This window comes from Candidatus Avoscillospira sp. LCP25S3_F1, assembly GCF_052117125.1.
In the GTDB taxonomy this organism is placed as follows: Bacteria; Bacillota; Clostridia; order Oscillospirales; family Oscillospiraceae; genus Avoscillospira_A.
Map to the genome: position 1 here is coordinate 116639 of NZ_JBQKJT010000004.1, position 17381 is coordinate 134019.

At 60.3% G+C, this 17381-nt stretch carries 16 protein-coding genes; 6 read left to right on the forward strand and 10 right to left on the reverse strand.

The window, feature by feature from the left end; translation table 11 throughout:
• Window positions 1-2 precede the first annotated feature (2 nt).
• From ACTQ33_RS04785 to ACTQ33_RS04805, 5 genes are all read right to left on the reverse strand, one after another.
• Window positions 3-1550: an ABC transporter substrate-binding protein gene (locus ACTQ33_RS04785; RefSeq protein ID WP_441462556.1), complete on the reverse strand. Its 1548-nt coding sequence runs from the start codon at window positions 1548-1550 to the stop codon at window positions 3-5.
• The gene (nikC, locus tag ACTQ33_RS04790) at window positions 1547-2377 is read right to left on the reverse strand and encodes a nickel transporter permease (protein WP_441462558.1); all 831 of its coding nucleotides are present in this window, start codon (window positions 2375-2377) and stop codon (window positions 1547-1549) included. The genes ACTQ33_RS04785 and nikC overlap by 4 nt, the downstream gene beginning before the upstream one ends.
• The gene (locus tag ACTQ33_RS04795) at window positions 2374-3330 is read right to left on the reverse strand and encodes an ABC transporter permease (protein WP_441462560.1); all 957 of its coding nucleotides are present in this window, start codon (window positions 3328-3330) and stop codon (window positions 2374-2376) included. Before ACTQ33_RS04795 ends, nikC begins: the two co-directional genes overlap by 4 nt.
• A gap of 93 nt (window positions 3331-3423) precedes the next feature.
• Entirely contained in the window at window positions 3424-4173 is a 750-nt protein-coding gene (locus ACTQ33_RS04800) for a class I SAM-dependent methyltransferase (protein ID WP_441462562.1), read from the reverse strand.
• A gap of 80 nt (window positions 4174-4253) precedes the next feature.
• The gene (locus ACTQ33_RS04805) at window positions 4254-4805 is read right to left on the reverse strand and encodes a phosphoribosyltransferase family protein (protein ID WP_441462564.1); all 552 of its coding nucleotides are present in this window, start codon (window positions 4803-4805) and stop codon (window positions 4254-4256) included.
• A 325-nt stretch (window positions 4806-5130) separates the two neighbouring features.
• Between ACTQ33_RS04805 and ACTQ33_RS04810 the strand changes: the two genes are divergently transcribed.
• Window positions 5131-6528 carry an NCS2 family permease gene (locus ACTQ33_RS04810; RefSeq protein ID WP_441462566.1) on the forward strand — a complete coding sequence of 466 codons (1398 nt, stop codon included), beginning with the start codon at window positions 5131-5133 and terminating at the stop codon, window positions 6526-6528.
• A gap of 154 nt (window positions 6529-6682) precedes the next feature.
• Here ACTQ33_RS04810 and ACTQ33_RS04815 read toward each other — a convergent pair whose 3' ends face one another.
• A complete protein-coding gene (locus ACTQ33_RS04815; protein ID WP_441462568.1) occupies window positions 6683-7504 on the reverse strand; it encodes a hypothetical protein in 822 nt (273 codons plus the stop codon).
• A complete protein-coding gene (rpe, locus tag ACTQ33_RS04820) occupies window positions 7501-8169 on the reverse strand; it encodes a ribulose-phosphate 3-epimerase (RefSeq protein WP_441462570.1) in 669 nt (222 codons plus the stop codon). Before rpe ends, ACTQ33_RS04815 begins: the two co-directional genes overlap by 4 nt.
• Window positions 8170-8460: 291 nt before the next feature.
• On the opposite strand from rpe, the gene ACTQ33_RS04825 reads away from it, so the two are divergent.
• The 4 genes from ACTQ33_RS04825 (at window position 8461) to pdxR (ending at window position 12715) form a co-directional block, all read left to right on the forward strand.
• A complete protein-coding gene (locus ACTQ33_RS04825; RefSeq protein WP_441462572.1) occupies window positions 8461-9117 on the forward strand; it encodes a 5-bromo-4-chloroindolyl phosphate hydrolysis family protein in 657 nt (218 codons plus the stop codon).
• Window positions 9118-9123: 6 nt separating this feature from the next.
• On the forward strand, window positions 9124-10254 hold the full coding sequence (locus ACTQ33_RS04830) for a toxic anion resistance protein (protein ID WP_441462574.1): 1131 nt from the start codon (window positions 9124-9126) through the stop codon (window positions 10252-10254).
• 38 nt (window positions 10255-10292) lie between these two features.
• The gene (locus ACTQ33_RS04835) at window positions 10293-11276 is read left to right on the forward strand and encodes a TPM domain-containing protein (protein WP_441462576.1); all 984 of its coding nucleotides are present in this window, start codon (window positions 10293-10295) and stop codon (window positions 11274-11276) included.
• Between the two features lie 68 nt (window positions 11277-11344).
• A complete protein-coding gene (pdxR, locus tag ACTQ33_RS04840; protein WP_441462577.1) occupies window positions 11345-12715 on the forward strand; it encodes a MocR-like pyridoxine biosynthesis transcription factor PdxR in 1371 nt (456 codons plus the stop codon).
• 53 nt (window positions 12716-12768) lie between these two features.
• Here pdxR and ACTQ33_RS04845 read toward each other — a convergent pair whose 3' ends face one another.
• From ACTQ33_RS04845 to ACTQ33_RS04855, 3 genes are read right to left on the reverse strand one after another with little or no spacing between them, the layout of a single operon-like run.
• Complete coding sequence (locus tag ACTQ33_RS04845) at window positions 12769-13215, reverse strand: RbsD/FucU family protein (protein WP_441462579.1); 447 nt, start codon at window positions 13213-13215, stop codon at window positions 12769-12771.
• A 21-nt stretch (window positions 13216-13236) separates the two neighbouring features.
• Window positions 13237-15042 (reverse strand): L-fucose isomerase, encoded by a 1806-nt coding sequence (locus ACTQ33_RS04850; protein ID WP_441462581.1) that lies wholly within the window; start codon window positions 15040-15042, stop codon window positions 13237-13239.
• A 44-nt stretch (window positions 15043-15086) separates the two neighbouring features.
• Window positions 15087-16061, reverse strand: a complete 975-nt coding sequence (locus tag ACTQ33_RS04855) for a LacI family DNA-binding transcriptional regulator (protein WP_441462583.1) — start codon at window positions 16059-16061, stop codon at window positions 15087-15089.
• 379 nt (window positions 16062-16440) lie between these two features.
• Between ACTQ33_RS04855 and ACTQ33_RS04860 the strand changes: the two genes are divergently transcribed.
• Window positions 16441-17316: an SDR family NAD(P)-dependent oxidoreductase gene (locus ACTQ33_RS04860; RefSeq protein WP_441462585.1), complete on the forward strand. Its 876-nt coding sequence runs from the start codon at window positions 16441-16443 to the stop codon at window positions 17314-17316.
• The last annotated feature ends 65 nt before the right edge of the window (window positions 17317-17381 follow it).

A 17381-nucleotide genomic window follows, 5' to 3' on the forward strand; every position in this document is an offset into this window, starting at 1 on the left:
TCCTATTCGCCCACGCTCAGCTGGGCTGTAATCTCATAGTAATCCGAGGGATGGGCCGTAAAGCCCATCACCCGGTTGTTCATAACAAAATTCATCCGCAGATACGACGCGAAAAAGTAGCCGCAGTCGTCCAAAATGGTCTGGCTCATTGCCGTACCCAGGGCTGCCCGCTCCGCCGGGTCAAAGGTCCCGGCCAGCTGCGCCGCCTGGGCTTCCAGTTCATCACTGTGGTACCCGCCCCGGTTCTTGGCGGAGCTGTCAAGACAGTGGGTGGTGAAAAAGTAGGCTGGGTCGCCGGTGGGAGCCGCCACAAAGGCGCTGACATACACATCCCAATCGCCGGACTCCAGAACCCCCAAATGGTTGGCCGTGGAGTTGATCTCCACCTGAATGCCCACCTCCTGCAAAGTGGCCTGGGCCGCTTCGGCCAGCAGCGGCAATTCCTGCCGCCCCGGATACGTCAGCCAGCGGATGGTCAACGTCTGGCCGTCCTTGTCCACATACCCGTCACCATCGCTGTCGGTCCAACCGGCTTCGGCCAGCAGGGACCGGGCAGCCTCCGGGTCATAGGCCGACGCAGTTACACCGTCGGTATCAAAGGAGAAGGGACCCACGGCGGGGGTGCCGTTGCCGTGGAGCAGCACCTCTGTAAAGCTGTCCCTGTCAATCGCCATGGCGATGGCCTGCCGCACCTGGATATCCTGCAAGGCAGGCGTCTCATAGTTATAGGCCCCGAAAAACACACGGGAGGTGTCAGCGGAGGAAATGGTATACTGGCTCTCGTCCGCAAAAAGTTCCAGACTGGCATAGGGCAAGCCCTGGACCGCATCCAGCTGTCCAGCCTGCAGCGCCATGGTCAGCGTGTCGCCGTCGGTGATGGAGCGGACCTCCACCCGGTCCACCTGGGGCACGCCGCCCCAGTACGTTTCGTTTTTGTTGAGATAGATGTGGTCATCAGCCACCTCATAGGCCACAAAGGGGCCGGTACCGGCCACATTCCGGGTCTCGTCCACACCATCGGTGCCGTAATCCATATCAATGATGGCCCCATAGGGGTCGCTGAGGTAGTTGGGCAGCGCCGGGTTGGGGGCGTTGCAGGTGATGGTTACGGTCTGGCCGTCGGCTTCGATGGCGGCAATGTTCAAATCGCCGGGAGCCCGGTCATGGACGGCAACCAGATGGTCCAGGCACTCCTTGACAGCCTGACCGTCCATAGTCCGGCCACTGGAAAAGGTGACGTCGTCGCGCAGGGTGATGGATAAGGTGGTGTCATCCACCCACTCCCAGCTTTCCGCCAGCCACGGCTCCAGCTCCATGGTCTCGCTGAGACGGAACAGCGTCTCTCCGACGCCGTAGCGGACCGCCGACCAGCCGGAGTAGGCTTCGTGGGGGTTCAATCCCGCGTTGGCCATTTCCGGGCCATAGGCCACGGTACCATAGCGGAAAACCGTCTCCCCCACTGTCTGCTCTGTGGTTCCGGCGGTAGAGCCGCAGGCGGTGAGGGTCAGGGCCAGCAGCAGGGCCGCCGGAATCGCTTTAGAACACTTCATGTGGTTTGCTCCTTTTTCCGGGCTCTGCGGCGGGGGTCCAGGTGGTCCCGCAGGCTGTCGCCCAGCAGATTAAAAATGAGTACGGTGAGGAAAATGGCAACGCCGGGGCCCAGAATGGTCCAGGGGGCCGTCTGAATCAGACTGCGGCCCTTGCTCATCATGGAGCCCCACTCCGCCGTGGGCGGCTGGGCTCCCAGGTTCAGGAAGGACAGGCCCGCCAGCTCCATCAGCATGGTGCCGATGTCCAGAGACGCCGTCACCAGCAAGGGACCCGCGATATTGGGCAGGATGTGGCGGGCCATGAGCCGGACTGGGCCGTTGCCCGCCATGCGGGCGGCGGTCAGATAGGGTGCGCCCCGGACCGTCAAGGTCTGGCTGCGCGCCAGCCGGGCATATTTGGGCCAGGACACCAGCGCAATGGCCAGAATGGCGTTGCCCATGCCGCCGCCCAGCAGTCCCGCCACGGCCAGCGCCAGCACCATGCCGGGAAAGGCCAGAAACAGGTCTCCCAGCCGCAGCAGCACCGTGTCCAGCCATCCACCGAACCAGCCGCAGGCAATGCCGACGACGCTGCCGGACACAGCGGACACAGCCACCAGAATCAGCGCCGAGAAGACGCTGGTCCGTGCGCCGGCGATGACACGGGACAGGACATCCCGGCCATGGGAATCGGTGCCCAGCCAGTGCTCCGCCGACGGCGGCTGCAACGCCGCCGCCATGTCCTGGGCATTGGGATCATAGGGCGTCAGCCACGGCGACAGCAAGGCCAGCAGCACCACGGCCAACGCCAGAGCGGCGCAGAACCGAACCCGCAGTTTGGTACTCATGGCCGTCCCTCCTCTCCCAGCCGCACCCGGGGGTCTAGGCGGCAGCACAGCAGGTCCGCCGCCAGATTCAGCAGCACATAGAGGACCGCCGTCCACAGGACGTAGGCCAGAACCACCGGCGCATCCCGCAGGGCAATGGAATCCACGGCCAGTTTGCCCACGCCGTCCCATAGAAAAATGGATTCCACAATGGCGGTACCGCCCAGAAGACTGCCCGCCGACATGGCCAGCAGGGTAACTATGGTACCCATGGCCGCCCGCAGCACATTGGAAAACAGGACGGTTTTCCGTCCCACGCCCCGGGCCAGGGCTCCGGTCACATAGTCCTGTTCCAATTCCTCCAACACGGCGGCCCGAATCTGCCGGGTGTAGCGGGATGACATAGCCAGGGCCAGAGTCACCGACGGCAGCACCAGACTGCCTCCGCCGCCCAAATCAATCACCGGCAGCCACCGGAGCTTAACGGCAAAAATCAGCAGCAGCAGCAGGGCCGCAAAGAAGTTGGGCAGAGAATTTCCCACAAAGCTGACGGCCCGGATGAGGTAGTCAACCCACCGGCCATGGAACACCGCCGAGACGATGCCCAGAGGCACGGAAATCAGAATGGTCAGCCCCAGGGAAGCCCCCGTCAGCAGCAGGGTAGCCGGGACCTTGGACAGAAGCGTGGGCAGCACCGGCACACCGGAGACGTAGGAAGTACCCAAATCGCCGTGGAGCAGGTCCCACAGCCAGCGGCCGTACTGCACGAAAAAGGGTTGATCCAGCCCCAGTTCCGCCCGCTTGGCGTCCAGAACCGCCTGGGAAACGCTGGTACCCAGATTTTCATAGAGCAGTTCCACGGCGTCACCGGCGGCGAAGCGCAGCATGGCGAAGGTCAGCAGCGTCACACCCAGCAGCAGCGGAATCAGCTGCAACAGCCGCCGTATGATATAGGAACCGGCGGAACGGTTCACGGCTCAGCCTCCTTTCCCATCACACCATCCCCCTTGGGGGGATGGTCAGAAAAACGGCGGTGCTGTCCAGGACAGCACCGCCGGGTCCATTCGTTACTTGTCAGCACAGATCATAAAGCCGGGGGTGGCTGCGAAGTTGACCTTTTCCTCATTGTCCCAGGTTAGCTTCCAGACCTCCGTGTCGGTGTAGATGCGATGGTAGCCGCAGCGCAGCAGCGTCTGAATGTCCCAGTCGGGGCGGTTGACGCGGCCCATGGGCAGCAAAAGAGAGATCTGCTCCATTTCGTCGGCTTTCTCGTAGGCGTTGTAATCGGTGCAGCCCTCCTGGCGGACATTATCCCGGTCCTGGGCCACGGCCACCCGCTTTTTCTCGTCAAAGAGGTAGCCGTACCAGTCGGCGTCGAAGTTGATCATCCGTCCGCCGGGCTTCAGCACCCGGAACCACTCGCGGTAGGCCCGCTCCGGGTCCGGCAGATTCCAGGTCAGGTTGCGGCTCACCACCACGTCAAAGGTGTTGTCGGGGAACTCCAGGGCTTGGGCGTCCATCTGGCGGAACTCGATTTGTTCAGCTAATGCCCCGGCGTTGCGCCGGGCCTCCTCCAGCATGGCGGGAGTATAGTCGGCGGCGGTGACCTGGTGGCCCATCTCCGTCAGCAGAATGGCAAAGAAGCCGGGTCCGGTACCGATGTCGAGAATGCGCAGGCAGTCTCCCTCGGGCAGGTGATGTAAAAGGGCATTGCGCCACATTTCGCGGCCGCCGTGGGCGATATTCGTTTTTACGTCCGCCGTATAGGAGGGGGCGCGCTCGGTCCAGTAGGCTCGGTTTCTGACGGCAAGATCCATACGGTAATACCTCCGGTTAAGTCTGACACGATAGTACCAGACCGCAACCGCCGCCGCAAGCCCCCTAGGGGGATGTTTTTTTAGAGAATATTTCCCTGGCTGTCAAAGACCGGCAGCTTCTCCAGATAGAGGATGTCATCCCGTTTTTGGGCCTCGCCCTCCGCCAGAATGGCCATGCGGCCCGCCACAATGCCGCCGGCCGCCTCCACCAGCCGCTCAATGGCCAGCAGGGACTCGCCGGTGGAGATCACGTCGTCCACAATGAGAATGCGCTTGCCCCGCATTTTGGCGGCGTCCTCGCCGTCCAGATAGAGGTGCTGCTCCTTGGCGGTGGTGATGGAACGGACCGCCACATCCAGCACGTCGCGCATGTAGAGTTTTGGCCCCTTGCGGGCCAGAATATAGGTGTTGCGGCCGCTCTGGCGGGCCATCTCATGAATGAGCGGGATTCCCTTGGCCTCGGCGGTGATCATATAATCAAATTCCGGTGCCTTCTCCAGCAGCGCCTTGGCGCTGGCACAGGTCAGCTCCACGTCTCCGAAAATCACAAAGGCCGCGATCTGCAACTCGTCCGTGACGGGACACAGGGGCAGGTCCCGCTTCACACCGGCAATGGTCATTGTATGATACATAGTAGTTCTTCTCCTTTACACACCACGGTGTCACAGGGCGTTTTTTGTACAATTCATTATAAACCGCCCGGTAGTTCTTGTCAATTCACCGGTCATACCGCAAAATTTGTTTGCCATTCTGACTAATTTTGCATCCGTTTTTTGAGCAAAAAAACAATGCCCAATCTATTGTATTTTCGTGACCAGTCGATTATACTGTTCATAGAATCTTAACATGTGGCCCGCAGGGATGGATCAGACGTCGGAGGAATCTGTAGCAGAACAGGTGTACAGCAGGCGTTTGGTCCTTTTTTCACTGTGGGTCCCGGAAACGGAGGGTAATGCAATGGAGCAATTCTTTAAACTGAAGGAGCACGGCACCACAGTCCGCACCGAGCTTGTCGCCGGCTTCACCACCTTTATGGCCATGGCCTATATTCTCATGGTCAATGCCGGCATGTTTGCCGAGCTGGAAGGCCAAGTCACCTACAACGCCGTGTACATTGCTACGGCCATCTCCGCCGTCATCGGCACGGTGCTCATCGGTCTGCTGTCCAACCTGCCCCTGGCCCAGGCCTCCGGCATGGGCCTCAACGCCTATTTCGTCTACACGGTCTGTTTCAATCTGGGCCTCAGCTATGCCAACGCGCTGGTCCTGGTCCTGGCCGACGGCATCATCTTCATCCTGCTGACCATCACCGGCCTGCGCAAGAAGATTTTTGACGCCATCCCCTCGGCTGTCCGTATGGCCATCCCCGCCGGTATCGGCCTGTTCATTGCATTCCTGGGCCTCCAGAACGCCGGTATCGTCGTGGACAGTTCCACTCTGGTGGGCCTGGCCTCCTTCAACCTGTACTCCGGCACCGCCACCTGGGGCACCATCATGCCCATGCTGGTCACCATCTTTGCCGTCCTGGCCATTGCCATCCTCACCAAGCGCGGCGTCAAGGGCGCGGTCCTGTGGGGCATCCTGGGCGGCGCTGTGGCCTACTATGTCCTGGGCTTCACTGTTCCCGGCTTCTATGACGGCTTCTTTTCCGGCATGAGCTTCAACCCCTTCACCGCTTTCCAAGAGTTTGCCGAGCTGTCCCTGTTCAAGGTCTTCACCGAGGGCTTTGACTTCTCCGCCTACATCGCTGCCAACGGCACCGGCGGTTTCATCGTCATGTTCCTCACCACGGCCCTGGCCTTCTGCATGGTGGATATGTTCGACACCCTGGGCACCCTCTACGGCGCCTGCGCCCGCGGCAACATGCTGACCAAGGAGGGCGACGTTCCCAACATGGACAAAGCCATGCTGGCCGACGCCGTGGCAACCACCTGCGGCGCCATCTGCGGCACCTCCACCGTCACCACCTTTGTGGAGTCTTCCGCCGGCATCGGCGAGGGCGGCCGCACCGGTCTGGCCTCCATGTTCACGGCCCTGTTCTTCTTCATCGCCATGTTCCTGGCGCCTCTGGCCCAGCTGATTCCCACCTACGCCACTGCGGCGGCGCTGATCTATGTGGGCGTGCTGATGATGAACTGCGTCCGCGACATTGAGTGGACCACGCCGGAAATCGCTGTTCCCGCCTTCCTGACCATCGCCATGATGTCGTTTACCTACAGCATTTCCTTCGGCATCGCCTTTGGTATTATCTCCTGGACCATCATTGCCCTGTTCACCGGCAAAGCCCGGGAGATCAAGGCGGCCACCTGGGTCATCGGCATTCTCTTCGCCCTGACCTTCTTCCTGACCCACTGATATTTAGTATGCAGCGCAAGCCGGGGCAGCGTCAGCTGCCCCGGCTATATACTCTGTCAAATTGGGAACGCCCCGCTGTTTTCTTTGTCAGAAAACAGCGGGGCGTTCCCGGTTTTTCAGGAAATGGTGCCGCAGCAGCCTCTCCTTGCAGCATTCACATGGGATATCCGCCGCCGTAGCTGCGGCGCAGGTCCTCCAGACGATCTCGGTCCAGGGTCTGGAGCCAGTTGAAAGCGTGGGCCTGTGTGGCGTTCACATACGCCATGGCCAAGGTCTGCAACACCAGTGTGATACCCTGATAGAGACCATATACCGTCCAGTAGCCCCGGACTGTATAAGCGCCCACCGGCAGGAAACCATAATTATAGGCCATGACCACCATCTGCACCAGGAACAGCGTACCATGGTACCAGAAAAACCGCAGGTCCAGCATCAACAGTTCCAGTTTGTGTCCGTAGGTCAGCCGGGAGGAATAGGACAGCGCTTGCAGCGGTCCCAATTCCGGATCATCCAGCACAGCAAAGACGGCCATCCGATAGCGGTACATGGCCACCAGACCCGGCAGCAAAAACAGCATGGACCAGGCGGCAATGAGCATGGATTGGAGCACAATCACCGCCAGGACTCTGGTCACCAACCGGAACCCCTGGAAGAAATCTCGGAATGATGCCGGGTGTCCCCGGCTGATGCGCAGCGCAAACCAACTGTAGCCCGCGTTCCAAAGTCCGCCCACAACGCTGAGCCCCACCATGGACAGGACATTGAACAAATCCGCCTGATTTTGCAGCGCGATGGTGCCGAAGCCCGTCTCCTGTTCCAGACGGCGTTCCAGATAGAACGACACCAGATCGCAGAGCAGCGACAGACCCAGGAAGCACAGAAGGAACAACAGCGTCAAACGGCGGTAGGGGGTGTGGCTGTCCCGGAGACAGCGCCGCGCCGCCTGTTTGAGGCCCCGGTAGTGCATGGCCTTCATGTGCGCACCGCCAGGCCGTGGAGAGCTTCCACAAAGGCAGCCGGTTCGGCGGCCTTGAAGAAGGCGCTGCCGGCCACCAGCACATTGGCGCCGGCGTCGGCGCAGAGTTTGGCCGTGTCCAGGGCCACGCCGCCGTCCACTTCCACCTCGCACTCCAGGCCCGCCTCGGTGATATAGCGGCGAATGGCCGTGACCTTGGGCATCATGTCGGCCATGAAGGACTGACCGCCGAAGCCCGGTTCCACGGTCATGACCAGCACCATGGAGCACAGCTTCAGGAAGGGCAGCACGGCCTCGGCGGGTGTTTTGGGCTTGACGCTGACGGCGGCCCGCTTGCCGCAGCCGCGAATCTGCTCCAGAGCCTTGCGGGTATTCTCCTCCGTGTCGGCCTCCACATGGACCGTGACGATGTCGGCGCCGGCCTGACAGAACCGCTCCACATAGCGAACCGGCCGGTCGATCATCAGATGGACGTCCAGCACCATGTCGGTCTCCTTGCGGACCGACTCCAGCACCGGCAGGCCGAAAGAAATATTGGGGACAAAGATGCCGTCCATGACGTCAAAGTGGAGATAGTCGGCGCCGGTTTCCCGGCAGCGGGCGATGTCTTGGCCCAGGCGGTTGAAGTTGGCCGACAAAATGGACGGTGCGACTTTACACTGCATAGATGGAACCTCCAGAAAAACATCGAATGGTGTCACAATGGCGGGAGTTCCATCATAAACTTGAGTATGCGGCCACCATGGCAGGTAGGCTCTCGACTCCCGCGCAGGCCCTGCCGGCCGCTTCAGATAGGGGCCGTCCATCGGACGGCCCCATGGGGTTGTGTTCATTATATCCTGCCCATTCTCCCCTGTCAACGACAGATACAGTTGACACCGGGGCCTGGAATGGGTAAGATGAACCTATAGCATTTTGCCGGGAAACCGCATTCCTGTAGTAAAGTTGGTGTGCCTATGATGCAATCTGTCCGCAAGCCGTCGGTGGTTCCCATCTATACCATTGCCGCCGTCTGGCTGGTCTATACCCTGGCCACGGGGCTCCACCGCCTGTTGGACGTGGTCCTCTGTGCCGTTCTCTCCGTAGGCGGGTACTTCCTTATGCGGACCTTCTTCCCCGGTACCACCGTCCAGGTGGAGGTGCCGGAACCGGAGCCGAACACCGGCGATCCGGCGCTGGATGAGGTCCTTCGGCAGGGCCGGGCGTCCATCGCTTCCATCCGCCGTCTCAACGAGCAGATTCCCGACGAGGACATCTCCAAAAACCTGTCGGCTCTGGAAGACCTGACCCGTAAAATTTTCGCCCGTCTGGAAACGGACAAGCAGTACCTTCCGCGCTGCCGCCAGTTTCTCAACTACTATTTGCCCACCACCATTGAACTGTTGGAACGCTATGTTGCACTCCAGAGCCAGGGGCTGGACAGTGGAGACGTCCGGGAGGCCATGGGCCGCATTGCCGGCATGCTCTACACCATCCGCGAGGCCTTTACGCGGCAGCTGGACAGTCTTTTTGCCCAGGATGTGGTGGATATCAACGCGGAAATCACTGTTATGGAACAGATGTTGCAGGCCCAGGGCCTGCGGGATACCAAGGATTTTACAACGAAGGAGTAATGCAGTATGGATGAGAAAATTCCCCAGTTGACCCTGACCCCCGAGCTGACCCTGGAGCCCCAGGAGCCCGCCAAGCCAGAGCCCGCACCCCAGGCGGACGACGAATTGCAAAAGCTCAGCGCCGCCGAGCAGGAGGCCGTCCATACCTTCGCCCAGCAGATCGACCTGACCAACTCCGCCCAGATTCTGCAATACGGTGTGGCGGCGCAGAAAAATGTCACCGATTTTTCCGAGAGCGCCCTGTCCTCGGTCCGGACCAAGGACCTGGGCGAAGTGGGCGATATGATCAGCTCCCTGATGGTGGAGCTCCGGGGCTTTGACGCCGAGGAGGAAGAAGAAAAGAAGGGAATTTTCGGCTTTTTCCGCAAGGCGGGCCGCAGCATTGAGACGCTGAAGGCAAAGTATGAAAAGGCGTCGGTCAATGTGGACAAGATCACCGGCCAACTGGAAAAGCACCAGATCACCCTCATGAAGGATGTGGCCATTCTGGATCAGATGTACCAGAAAAATCTGGAATACTACAAGCAGCTGACCATGTATATTCTGGCCGGCAAGGAGAAGCTCCAGCAGGAGCGGACCACCACCTTGGCCCAGCTGCAACAGAAGGCCCAGGCCAGCGGCGCCGCCGAGGACGCCCAGGCGGCCAATGATTACGCCAATCTCTGCCAGCGGTTTGAGAAGAAGCTCCACGATCTGGAGCTGACCCGGGTCATCTCCATTCAGATGGCCCCGCAGATTCGCATGATTCAGAACAACAACACCATCATGACCGAGAAGATTCAGACCACCATCATCAACACCATTCCTCTGTGGAAGAGTCAGATGGTGCTGGCCCTGGGCACCCACCACACCCAGCAGGCCATGGAAGCCCAGCGGCAGGTTACCGACATGACCAATGAACTCCTGCGGAAGAATGCCGACAAGCTGAAACTAGCCACCGTGGAGACGGCCCGGGCCTCTGAGCGGGGCGTTGTGGACATCGAGACGTTGCAGCACACCAATCAGAGCCTCATTTCCACCCTGGATGAGGTCCTGCAAATTCAGACCGAGGGGGCGCAGAAGCGCCGGGAGGCCGAAGCTGAACTGCGCCGCATCGAAGGCGAGCTGAAGCAGAAGCTGCTGGAGGTCCGCGGCTGAGGTCCCCTCTCTTTTTTGACAGTTAGGACGGTATACGGATGAAACTACTGAACAACCGCGTTTTTGCGAGTTTGCTGACGGCGGCGGTGGTGTTGGGCTGCTGTGCCTACGGCTTTTTTGGGAAGCCCAATGAGACGGCAGCAGACCAGACGGCCCTGGAATACGGTCGGGAGCATTACAGCAGCTATCTGGATTGGATTGCCGACGAGGCCGATCTGCTCAGCGACAATACAGAGCGGACCGTGGCGACCTATCTGGGCGCGTTGGACCACGGCTGGGGCAGCATTGTGGCCGTGGTCACCGAGGACAGCGGCGGCGCGGACCTCCAGACCCGGGCCAAAGACTGGGCCGCCCGCGGCAATCTCAGCGGCCGGGACATGGTACTGCTGCTGGACGCCGCCTCGGGCCATTGGTATCTACAGCCCGGCGCCGACATCGGTCCCTATGTGGACCAGAAACTAACCACCACCGTGACAGCCTGTTTTGACGGCCGCAGCGTCACCGGGGACGCCGATGAAATTCTGGCGGAGCTGTTTCCGGACCTCTATTCCTGGTACGAAGACACCTTGACGGCCCAGGAGAACGACGGCTTCCTCCCGATTCTGCTGGCCTTCGGCTTTGTGGCCCTGCTGATTCTGGTCATTGCCATCGCTTCGGCAGCCAGCCTGGGCCGTGGCAGACGGGGCGGCGGTGGACCCGGCAGCGGGTTTGACGATACGGTGCGGCGTCGCCGAAACGGCCCCACCATCTTCTGGGGACCCACCGTTTTCTTTCCCGGTCGCTTCGGCGGTCCCTTCGGTCCGCCCCATGGACGGCCCGGACGCCACAGCCATCCTAACCACCATGGTAACCCCAGCCGCAATGGAGACGACTGGCCCTTTGGCGGCGGCGGGGGATTCGGTGGCGGCTTCGGCAACGGCGGGTTTGACGGCGGTGACCGAGGCGGCGGTTTTGGAGACTTCGGCGGCTTCGGCGGCGGCGGTTTCAACGGCGGAGACCGGGGTGGCGGCTTCGGCGGCTGATAATCATACAGACGTAGCGCGGGTGCCGAGGAACTTCGGCACCCGCGTTTTAGAAAGGAACAACGGTTATGCTTCTCTTGTCCGATCAGGACGGTCCGCTCTACCTGTCCATCTACCGCCAGCTGCGGGAACAAATCCAGAGCGGCCAGCTGGCCGCCGGGACGCGGCTGCCCTCCAAACGCGCCCTGGCCAATGAGCTGCAAGTCAGTATCAACACCATTGACGGCGCTTACGGCCAACTGCAATCGGAGGGCTTTGTGGAGTCCCGGCCCCGCAGCGGCTACTATGTGCTGGGCATCGAGAGCTTGCAGAATTTGTCTCTGCCCCACCGGACGGTAGCAGCCCCGTCGCCCCGCGTCCAGGTCCCGCTCATTGATTTTCACCCCGGCGGCGTGGCAAAAGAAAAATTTCCCTTTTCTGTGTGGCAGCGGCTCCTCCGGAGCGCGCTCAACGAGCCGGACGCCCTCCGGCGGACCGAAGCGCAGGGGGAACCGGGGCTTCGGCAGGCCGTGGCCGACTATCTCTACGCCGCACGGGGCGTCCGCTGCACCGTGGAACAGGTGGTACTGGGAGCTGGTACCGACGCCCTGTTGAGCATGCTCAGCTATATTCTCCCCAACGAATGTACCATGGCCGTGGAAAATCCCGTCTACAACCGGGGATACCGGCTGTTTGCCCGGACGGGCCACGGGGTTCTCCCGGCGGAAATCGACCGTCAGGGCGTCATGGTGGAGCCGTTGGAAGCCCTGGACAATGTGCTGCTGTACACCACACCCTCCCACCAGTATCCCTTGGGCTTATCCATGCCCATGGGACGCCGGACCAAGCTCTTGAACTGGGCAGGACAGGGCCGCTTCCGCTACATTCTCGAGGACGACTACGACTCGGAGTTCCGCTACGACGCCCGGCCCATGCCGTCGCTGCAAAGCATCGACCCCAACGACCGGGTCATCTATTTGGGCACCTTCTCCCGCAGCGTGGCCCCGGCACTGCGTCTGGCCTATCTGGTGCTGCCGCCCCAGCTGCTGGCCCTCTACCGGCAGGAATACAGCGGGTTTGCCTGTCAGGTGTCCACCATGGAGCAGCTGGCCCTGCGGGAGTTTCTCATACGGGGCCACTTTGAGACCCATTTGAACCGGATGCGGGTCTATTACCGGGCCCGGCGCAAAACCCTGGTCGAAGCCCTTGCCCCTCTGGAACACACCATGCGGATCATCGGTGAGGCCGCCGGCCACCATCTGACGCTGCAATCCATAACCGGCCGCACGGAATCCGAACTATGTCAACTGGCCTTAACCCATGGTGTCCGGGTCTACCCCATTTCCCCCTATTTTATGGGTCCCTGTCCCTATGACGGCAAGGTGCTGCTGGGCTTTGCCGATCTCAGTGACCGGCAGCTCCTAGAAGGCGCCGCCGCCCTCTGCAAAGCTTGGAAATAAGACGCAAAAACCCGCGAAAACCGATGGTTTTCGCGGGTTTTGTATGGATATTCTTACTTGATAACGCCCTTTTGCAGCATGATATTGGCGTAGATGGCCTCCTCGCCGGTCTGCACGATGCAGTAGGACTTCTTGGCCTGCTCGTAGAACTCGAAGCGCTCATAGGAGCCGAAGGCCTTTTCGCCCCGCTCGTCATGCTTGGCCACGATCTTCTTGTACTCGTCCCAGACGGGGATTTCCAAATCCTTGTCACACTCTGCGGTTTCCATCAGATGGACCGGGTGCTCCACATAGGCGTCCAGGGGAATCATGGTCAGAATGGCGTCCAGCAGCTCCGGCACACCATGGCCGTCGCAGCGGAGGAACTTGCAGTTGCCCTCATGGGCGAAGCGGTCGCCGGGGAAATTGCCGTCACCCAGCACGATGACATCGCTGTGACCCATCTCGCACAGGGTTTTCAGCAGTTCCGGGGAGAGAATCTTGGGAACGTTGTTCAGCATGGTAAAAGGACACTCCTTTGATCAACGAATGTTGCGGTACATGGGACCGTAGGCAGCACAGGCACGGTAGTCCTGGCCCTCTTTGTCCATACCAAAGGCATTCCAAGCCGCGGGACGGAAGATGTCCTTCTCCGGCACGTTGTGCATGCAGACGGGAATCCGCAGCATGGAGCACATGGTGATGAGGTCTGCGCCGATGTGGCCATAGGAGATGGCGCCGTGGTTGGCGCCCCAGTTGTTCATCACATCGTAAGCGGTGCAGAAGGGGCTGCCCTCCACGCCGTCGCAGCGAGGCGTGAACCAGGTGCAGGGCCAAGTGGGGTTGGTGCGCTCCATCAGGGTATCGGTGACCTCGTCGGGCAGCTGTACCGTCCAGCCCTCGGCAATCTGGAGCACCGGGCCCAGACCCTTGACCAGGTTCAGACGAATCATGGTGACCGGCATCTCCGCACGGGTTACGAAATGGCTGGAGTATCCGCCGCCGCGGAAGTTGTCGAAGCCGGCCTCGCACCACACGGTCGCATCGGTCATCTTCTTGATATCCTCATCGGTGACTTCCCACCACTTCTTCATGACGGCGTTGCCGTTCTCATCGCGGCATTCGCCGCAGGCATCCAGGCAGGCGGCACCGGAGTTCAGCAGGTGGATAATGCCGCCGTTCTCCTTGGCCTTTCCCTCCAGATCATAGCCGGTGACCCGCTTGGTAGCTTCCGGCGACCAGAAGGTACGCACATCGGCAAAGATCTGCGCCCGGTTGGTCAGCTGCTTCATGAACAGCATGCCAAGACCGTTGAGCACATCATTCTCGGTTGCCAGAATCATGGGTTCCTTCTTGCCCTCAAAGTCAAAGGAGGAGTTGAGAACCGCTTCGGGGTAGTCGCAGTTGGGCCAATGGTCCGTCCACTGGCGCTGGCCCTGGAAGCCGGCGGCAATGGCGTTGTGGCCGACCTTCTCTTCCTCAAAGGCGTCCGGCAGATTGGGGTTGCCCCGCATCAGGTCCTTAATGATGCAGTACATCTTGATGGTGAACTCCCACTGCTTATCCTTTTGCTCCCGGGTGAAGCGGACAAAGTCGGGGTTGTCGTCGCGGCCTTCCTTGCAGTGTTCCTTGGTCCAGGCCAGAGCCTTTTCATACTCTTCCTGATTGTAGATGCCTTCCTCCATGCGGCGCAGGATTTCCACCTCGTCCACGGATTCCACGCGCAGGCCCAGATACTCCTCCATGAACTGATGGTCGATGATGGAGCCGCCGATGCCCATGCACATGGAGCCGATCTGCAAGTAGCTCTTACCGCGCATGGAAGCCACGGCCAGGGCAGCGCGGCCAAAGCGCAGCAGCTTTTCCTTCACATCCTCGGGGATATCGGTGACCTCGTCCACATTCTGGACCTCATGGCCGTAAATGCCGAAGGCCGGCAGGCCCTTCTGGGCATGGGTGGCCAGCACGGAGGCCAGATACACCGCGCCGGGACGCTCGGTGCCGTTAAAGCCCCAGACACCCTTGATGGTCATGGGGTCCATGTCCATGGTCTCGGAGCCGTAGCACCAGCAGGGGGTCACAGACAGGGTGACCGCCACGTTTTCCCGCTTGAACTTGTCGGCGCAGGCAGCGGACTCCGGGACACGGCCGATGGTGGTGTCGGCGATGACCACCTGCACCGGCTGGCCGTTGGAATAGCAGAGATTCTCTTCAAACAGCTTCTTGGCGGCCTCGGCCATGGCCATGACCTGGGGCTCCAGGCTCTCGCGCAGCTTCATGGGGCCGCGGCGGCCATCGACAATGGGACGAATACCAATCTTGGGCATATCCATTTCAAAACGGTTCATAGTTGATAAGCTCCTTTCAAAATGACAGTGAACTTGTAAAAACATCAGACATGGCTCAGCTTGGATTTGAGCCGCAGCAGCTGGGGCGGCTCCTTGCCGCCGTCAAGACGCTGCAACACAATGCGGGCGGCCTCCCGGCCCATCTCCTCCATGGGCTGTTCCACAAAGGGCAGGGGCGGCGTCACCACCTGACACAGGTCAATGTTGTCAAAACCGATGAAGTCCACCTGCTCCGGCAGGGCGATGCCCCGCTCATGGGCGGCGGTGATAGCTCCCACCGTCATGTCGTAGTTGGTGACGCAGACGGCGGAGGGCGGCTGCTCCAAATCCATCAGGGCGTTGAACAGCCGGTAGCCGGACTCCAGATCGTAGTTACCCACCTGGATCAGTTCCTCATCCACCGGGATGTGGTAGTCCTCATGGACCCGGCGATAGCCGATGAGCCGTTCCCGGGCCGTGGAGATATCCTGGGGACCCACAATCAGCCCAATGCGGCTGTGCTGCTTGCGGAACAGTGCCTCCATGGCGCTGTAAATGGCGTTGAGACTGTCGGCCACCACGGCGTCACAGCGATAGTCGGGGATGGCCCGGTCCACCAGCACCACCGGCACGTTCTGCACAATGGATGTAAGGGTTTCAGCTTCGATCTGCTGGGGGACGAACACAATGGCGTCCACATTGATATTCACCAGCAGCCGCAGCTGCTCCCGCTCCAGCTGGGGGTCAAAGTCATAACTGCACACGATGGAATGGTAGCCGCACTGGCGCAGCCGTGCATCCATGGCCGCCACCACCCGGCCGAAAAAGGGACTGGAGATGGTGGGCAGCAGGACGCCGACGGTCATGGACCGGTTGGTCTTGAGCCCCCGGGCAAAGTAATTGACCTTGTAGTCCAGCTTGGTAATGGCCGCTTCGATCCGCTCCCGATTCTGGTCCAGGACGTGTCCGCCGTTGAGATATTTTGAGATCGTCGCCAGAGAGAGCCCTGTCTCCCGGGCGATATCCTTGATCGTAGACATAGACGCCTCCATCCAAAAGTCAAAGATTAGAACGAAACGTTTAGCTTATTGTACTCCCATTGGCTGTCACCGTCAAGGTGTCCCAGGGTTTTTCCTGCATTTCGGCCATTTTCACAATTTTTTAGGAGTGACTTTGGAAGCCTTCGCAATGCTCGGTAAACTTTTCACACAAAACAACATGTATCCAATAAAAAACGCATTTATTTTTCCGTTGTTTCAGTGGTTTTTAGAATTGTGCAGTTTTGTATCTTCCAGATTTCTCCTGCCTTGCAGTCCCTTGGATTCCATGGTAGAATATAGATATCCAAATTTGCGCATTTCCGGCCGCATTATCGCGAAACGTTTTGAGCTATTATTGCAGCAAAGGAGCTATTCAGTTATGATCGATATGACAAAATGGCAGGAACTGGCCAAGCAGAACATTCACAAGCGCCCCGCAGGCACCGGCCGTCTGGCCGGTAAAATCGCCATTGTCACCGGCTCGGCCCAGGGCTTCGGCAAGGGCATCGCCGAGGAGATGTATAAGGAAGGCGCTTCCGTGGTCATCGCCGATATGAACGAGCCGTTGGCCAAGCAGGTGGCCGCCGAACTGGGCGAGCGCGCCCACTTCATCGCCGTCAATGTGGCCGACGAGGAGAGCGTGGCCCATATGGTCGCCGAGACCGTGGAATATTTCGGCGGTCTGGACATTATGCTGTCCAACGCCGGTGTGGTCCGTTCCGGCCCCATTGCGGAGATGGAGAAGAAGGATTTCGACTTTGTCACCAACGTCAACTACACCGGTTGGTTCCTGTGCGCCAAGTATGCCGCCATCATCATGGAGGCCCAGCACGAGGCCGATCCCCAATGGACCGGCGATATCATCACCCTCAACTCCAAGTCCGGCCTGGAGGGCTCCAACAAGAACTTTGCCTATGCCGGTTCCAAGTTCGGCGGCATCGGCCTGACCCAGAGCTTCGCCCTGGAGCTGTGCGCCTACAACATCAAGGTCAACGCCATCTGCCCCGGCAACTTCCTGGACGGTCCCCTGTGGATGGACCCGGAGCGCGGCCTGTTCGTTCAGTACCTCAAGGCCGGCAAGGTGCCCGGCGCCAAGACCGTGGAGGACGTCAAGGCCTACTATGAAGCCAAGGTACCCATGAACCGCGGCTGTCTGCCCGTGGACGTGGCCCGGGCCGTCTTCTACTGCGTGGAGCAGAAGTACGAGACCGGCCAGGCCATCCCTGTCACCGGCGGTCAGGTCATGCTGAACTAATTAAACATTTTCCTCGATTTTTTTCAAAAATCGCAGGGTCCAGGGGCAGCGCCCCGGTCGCGCCG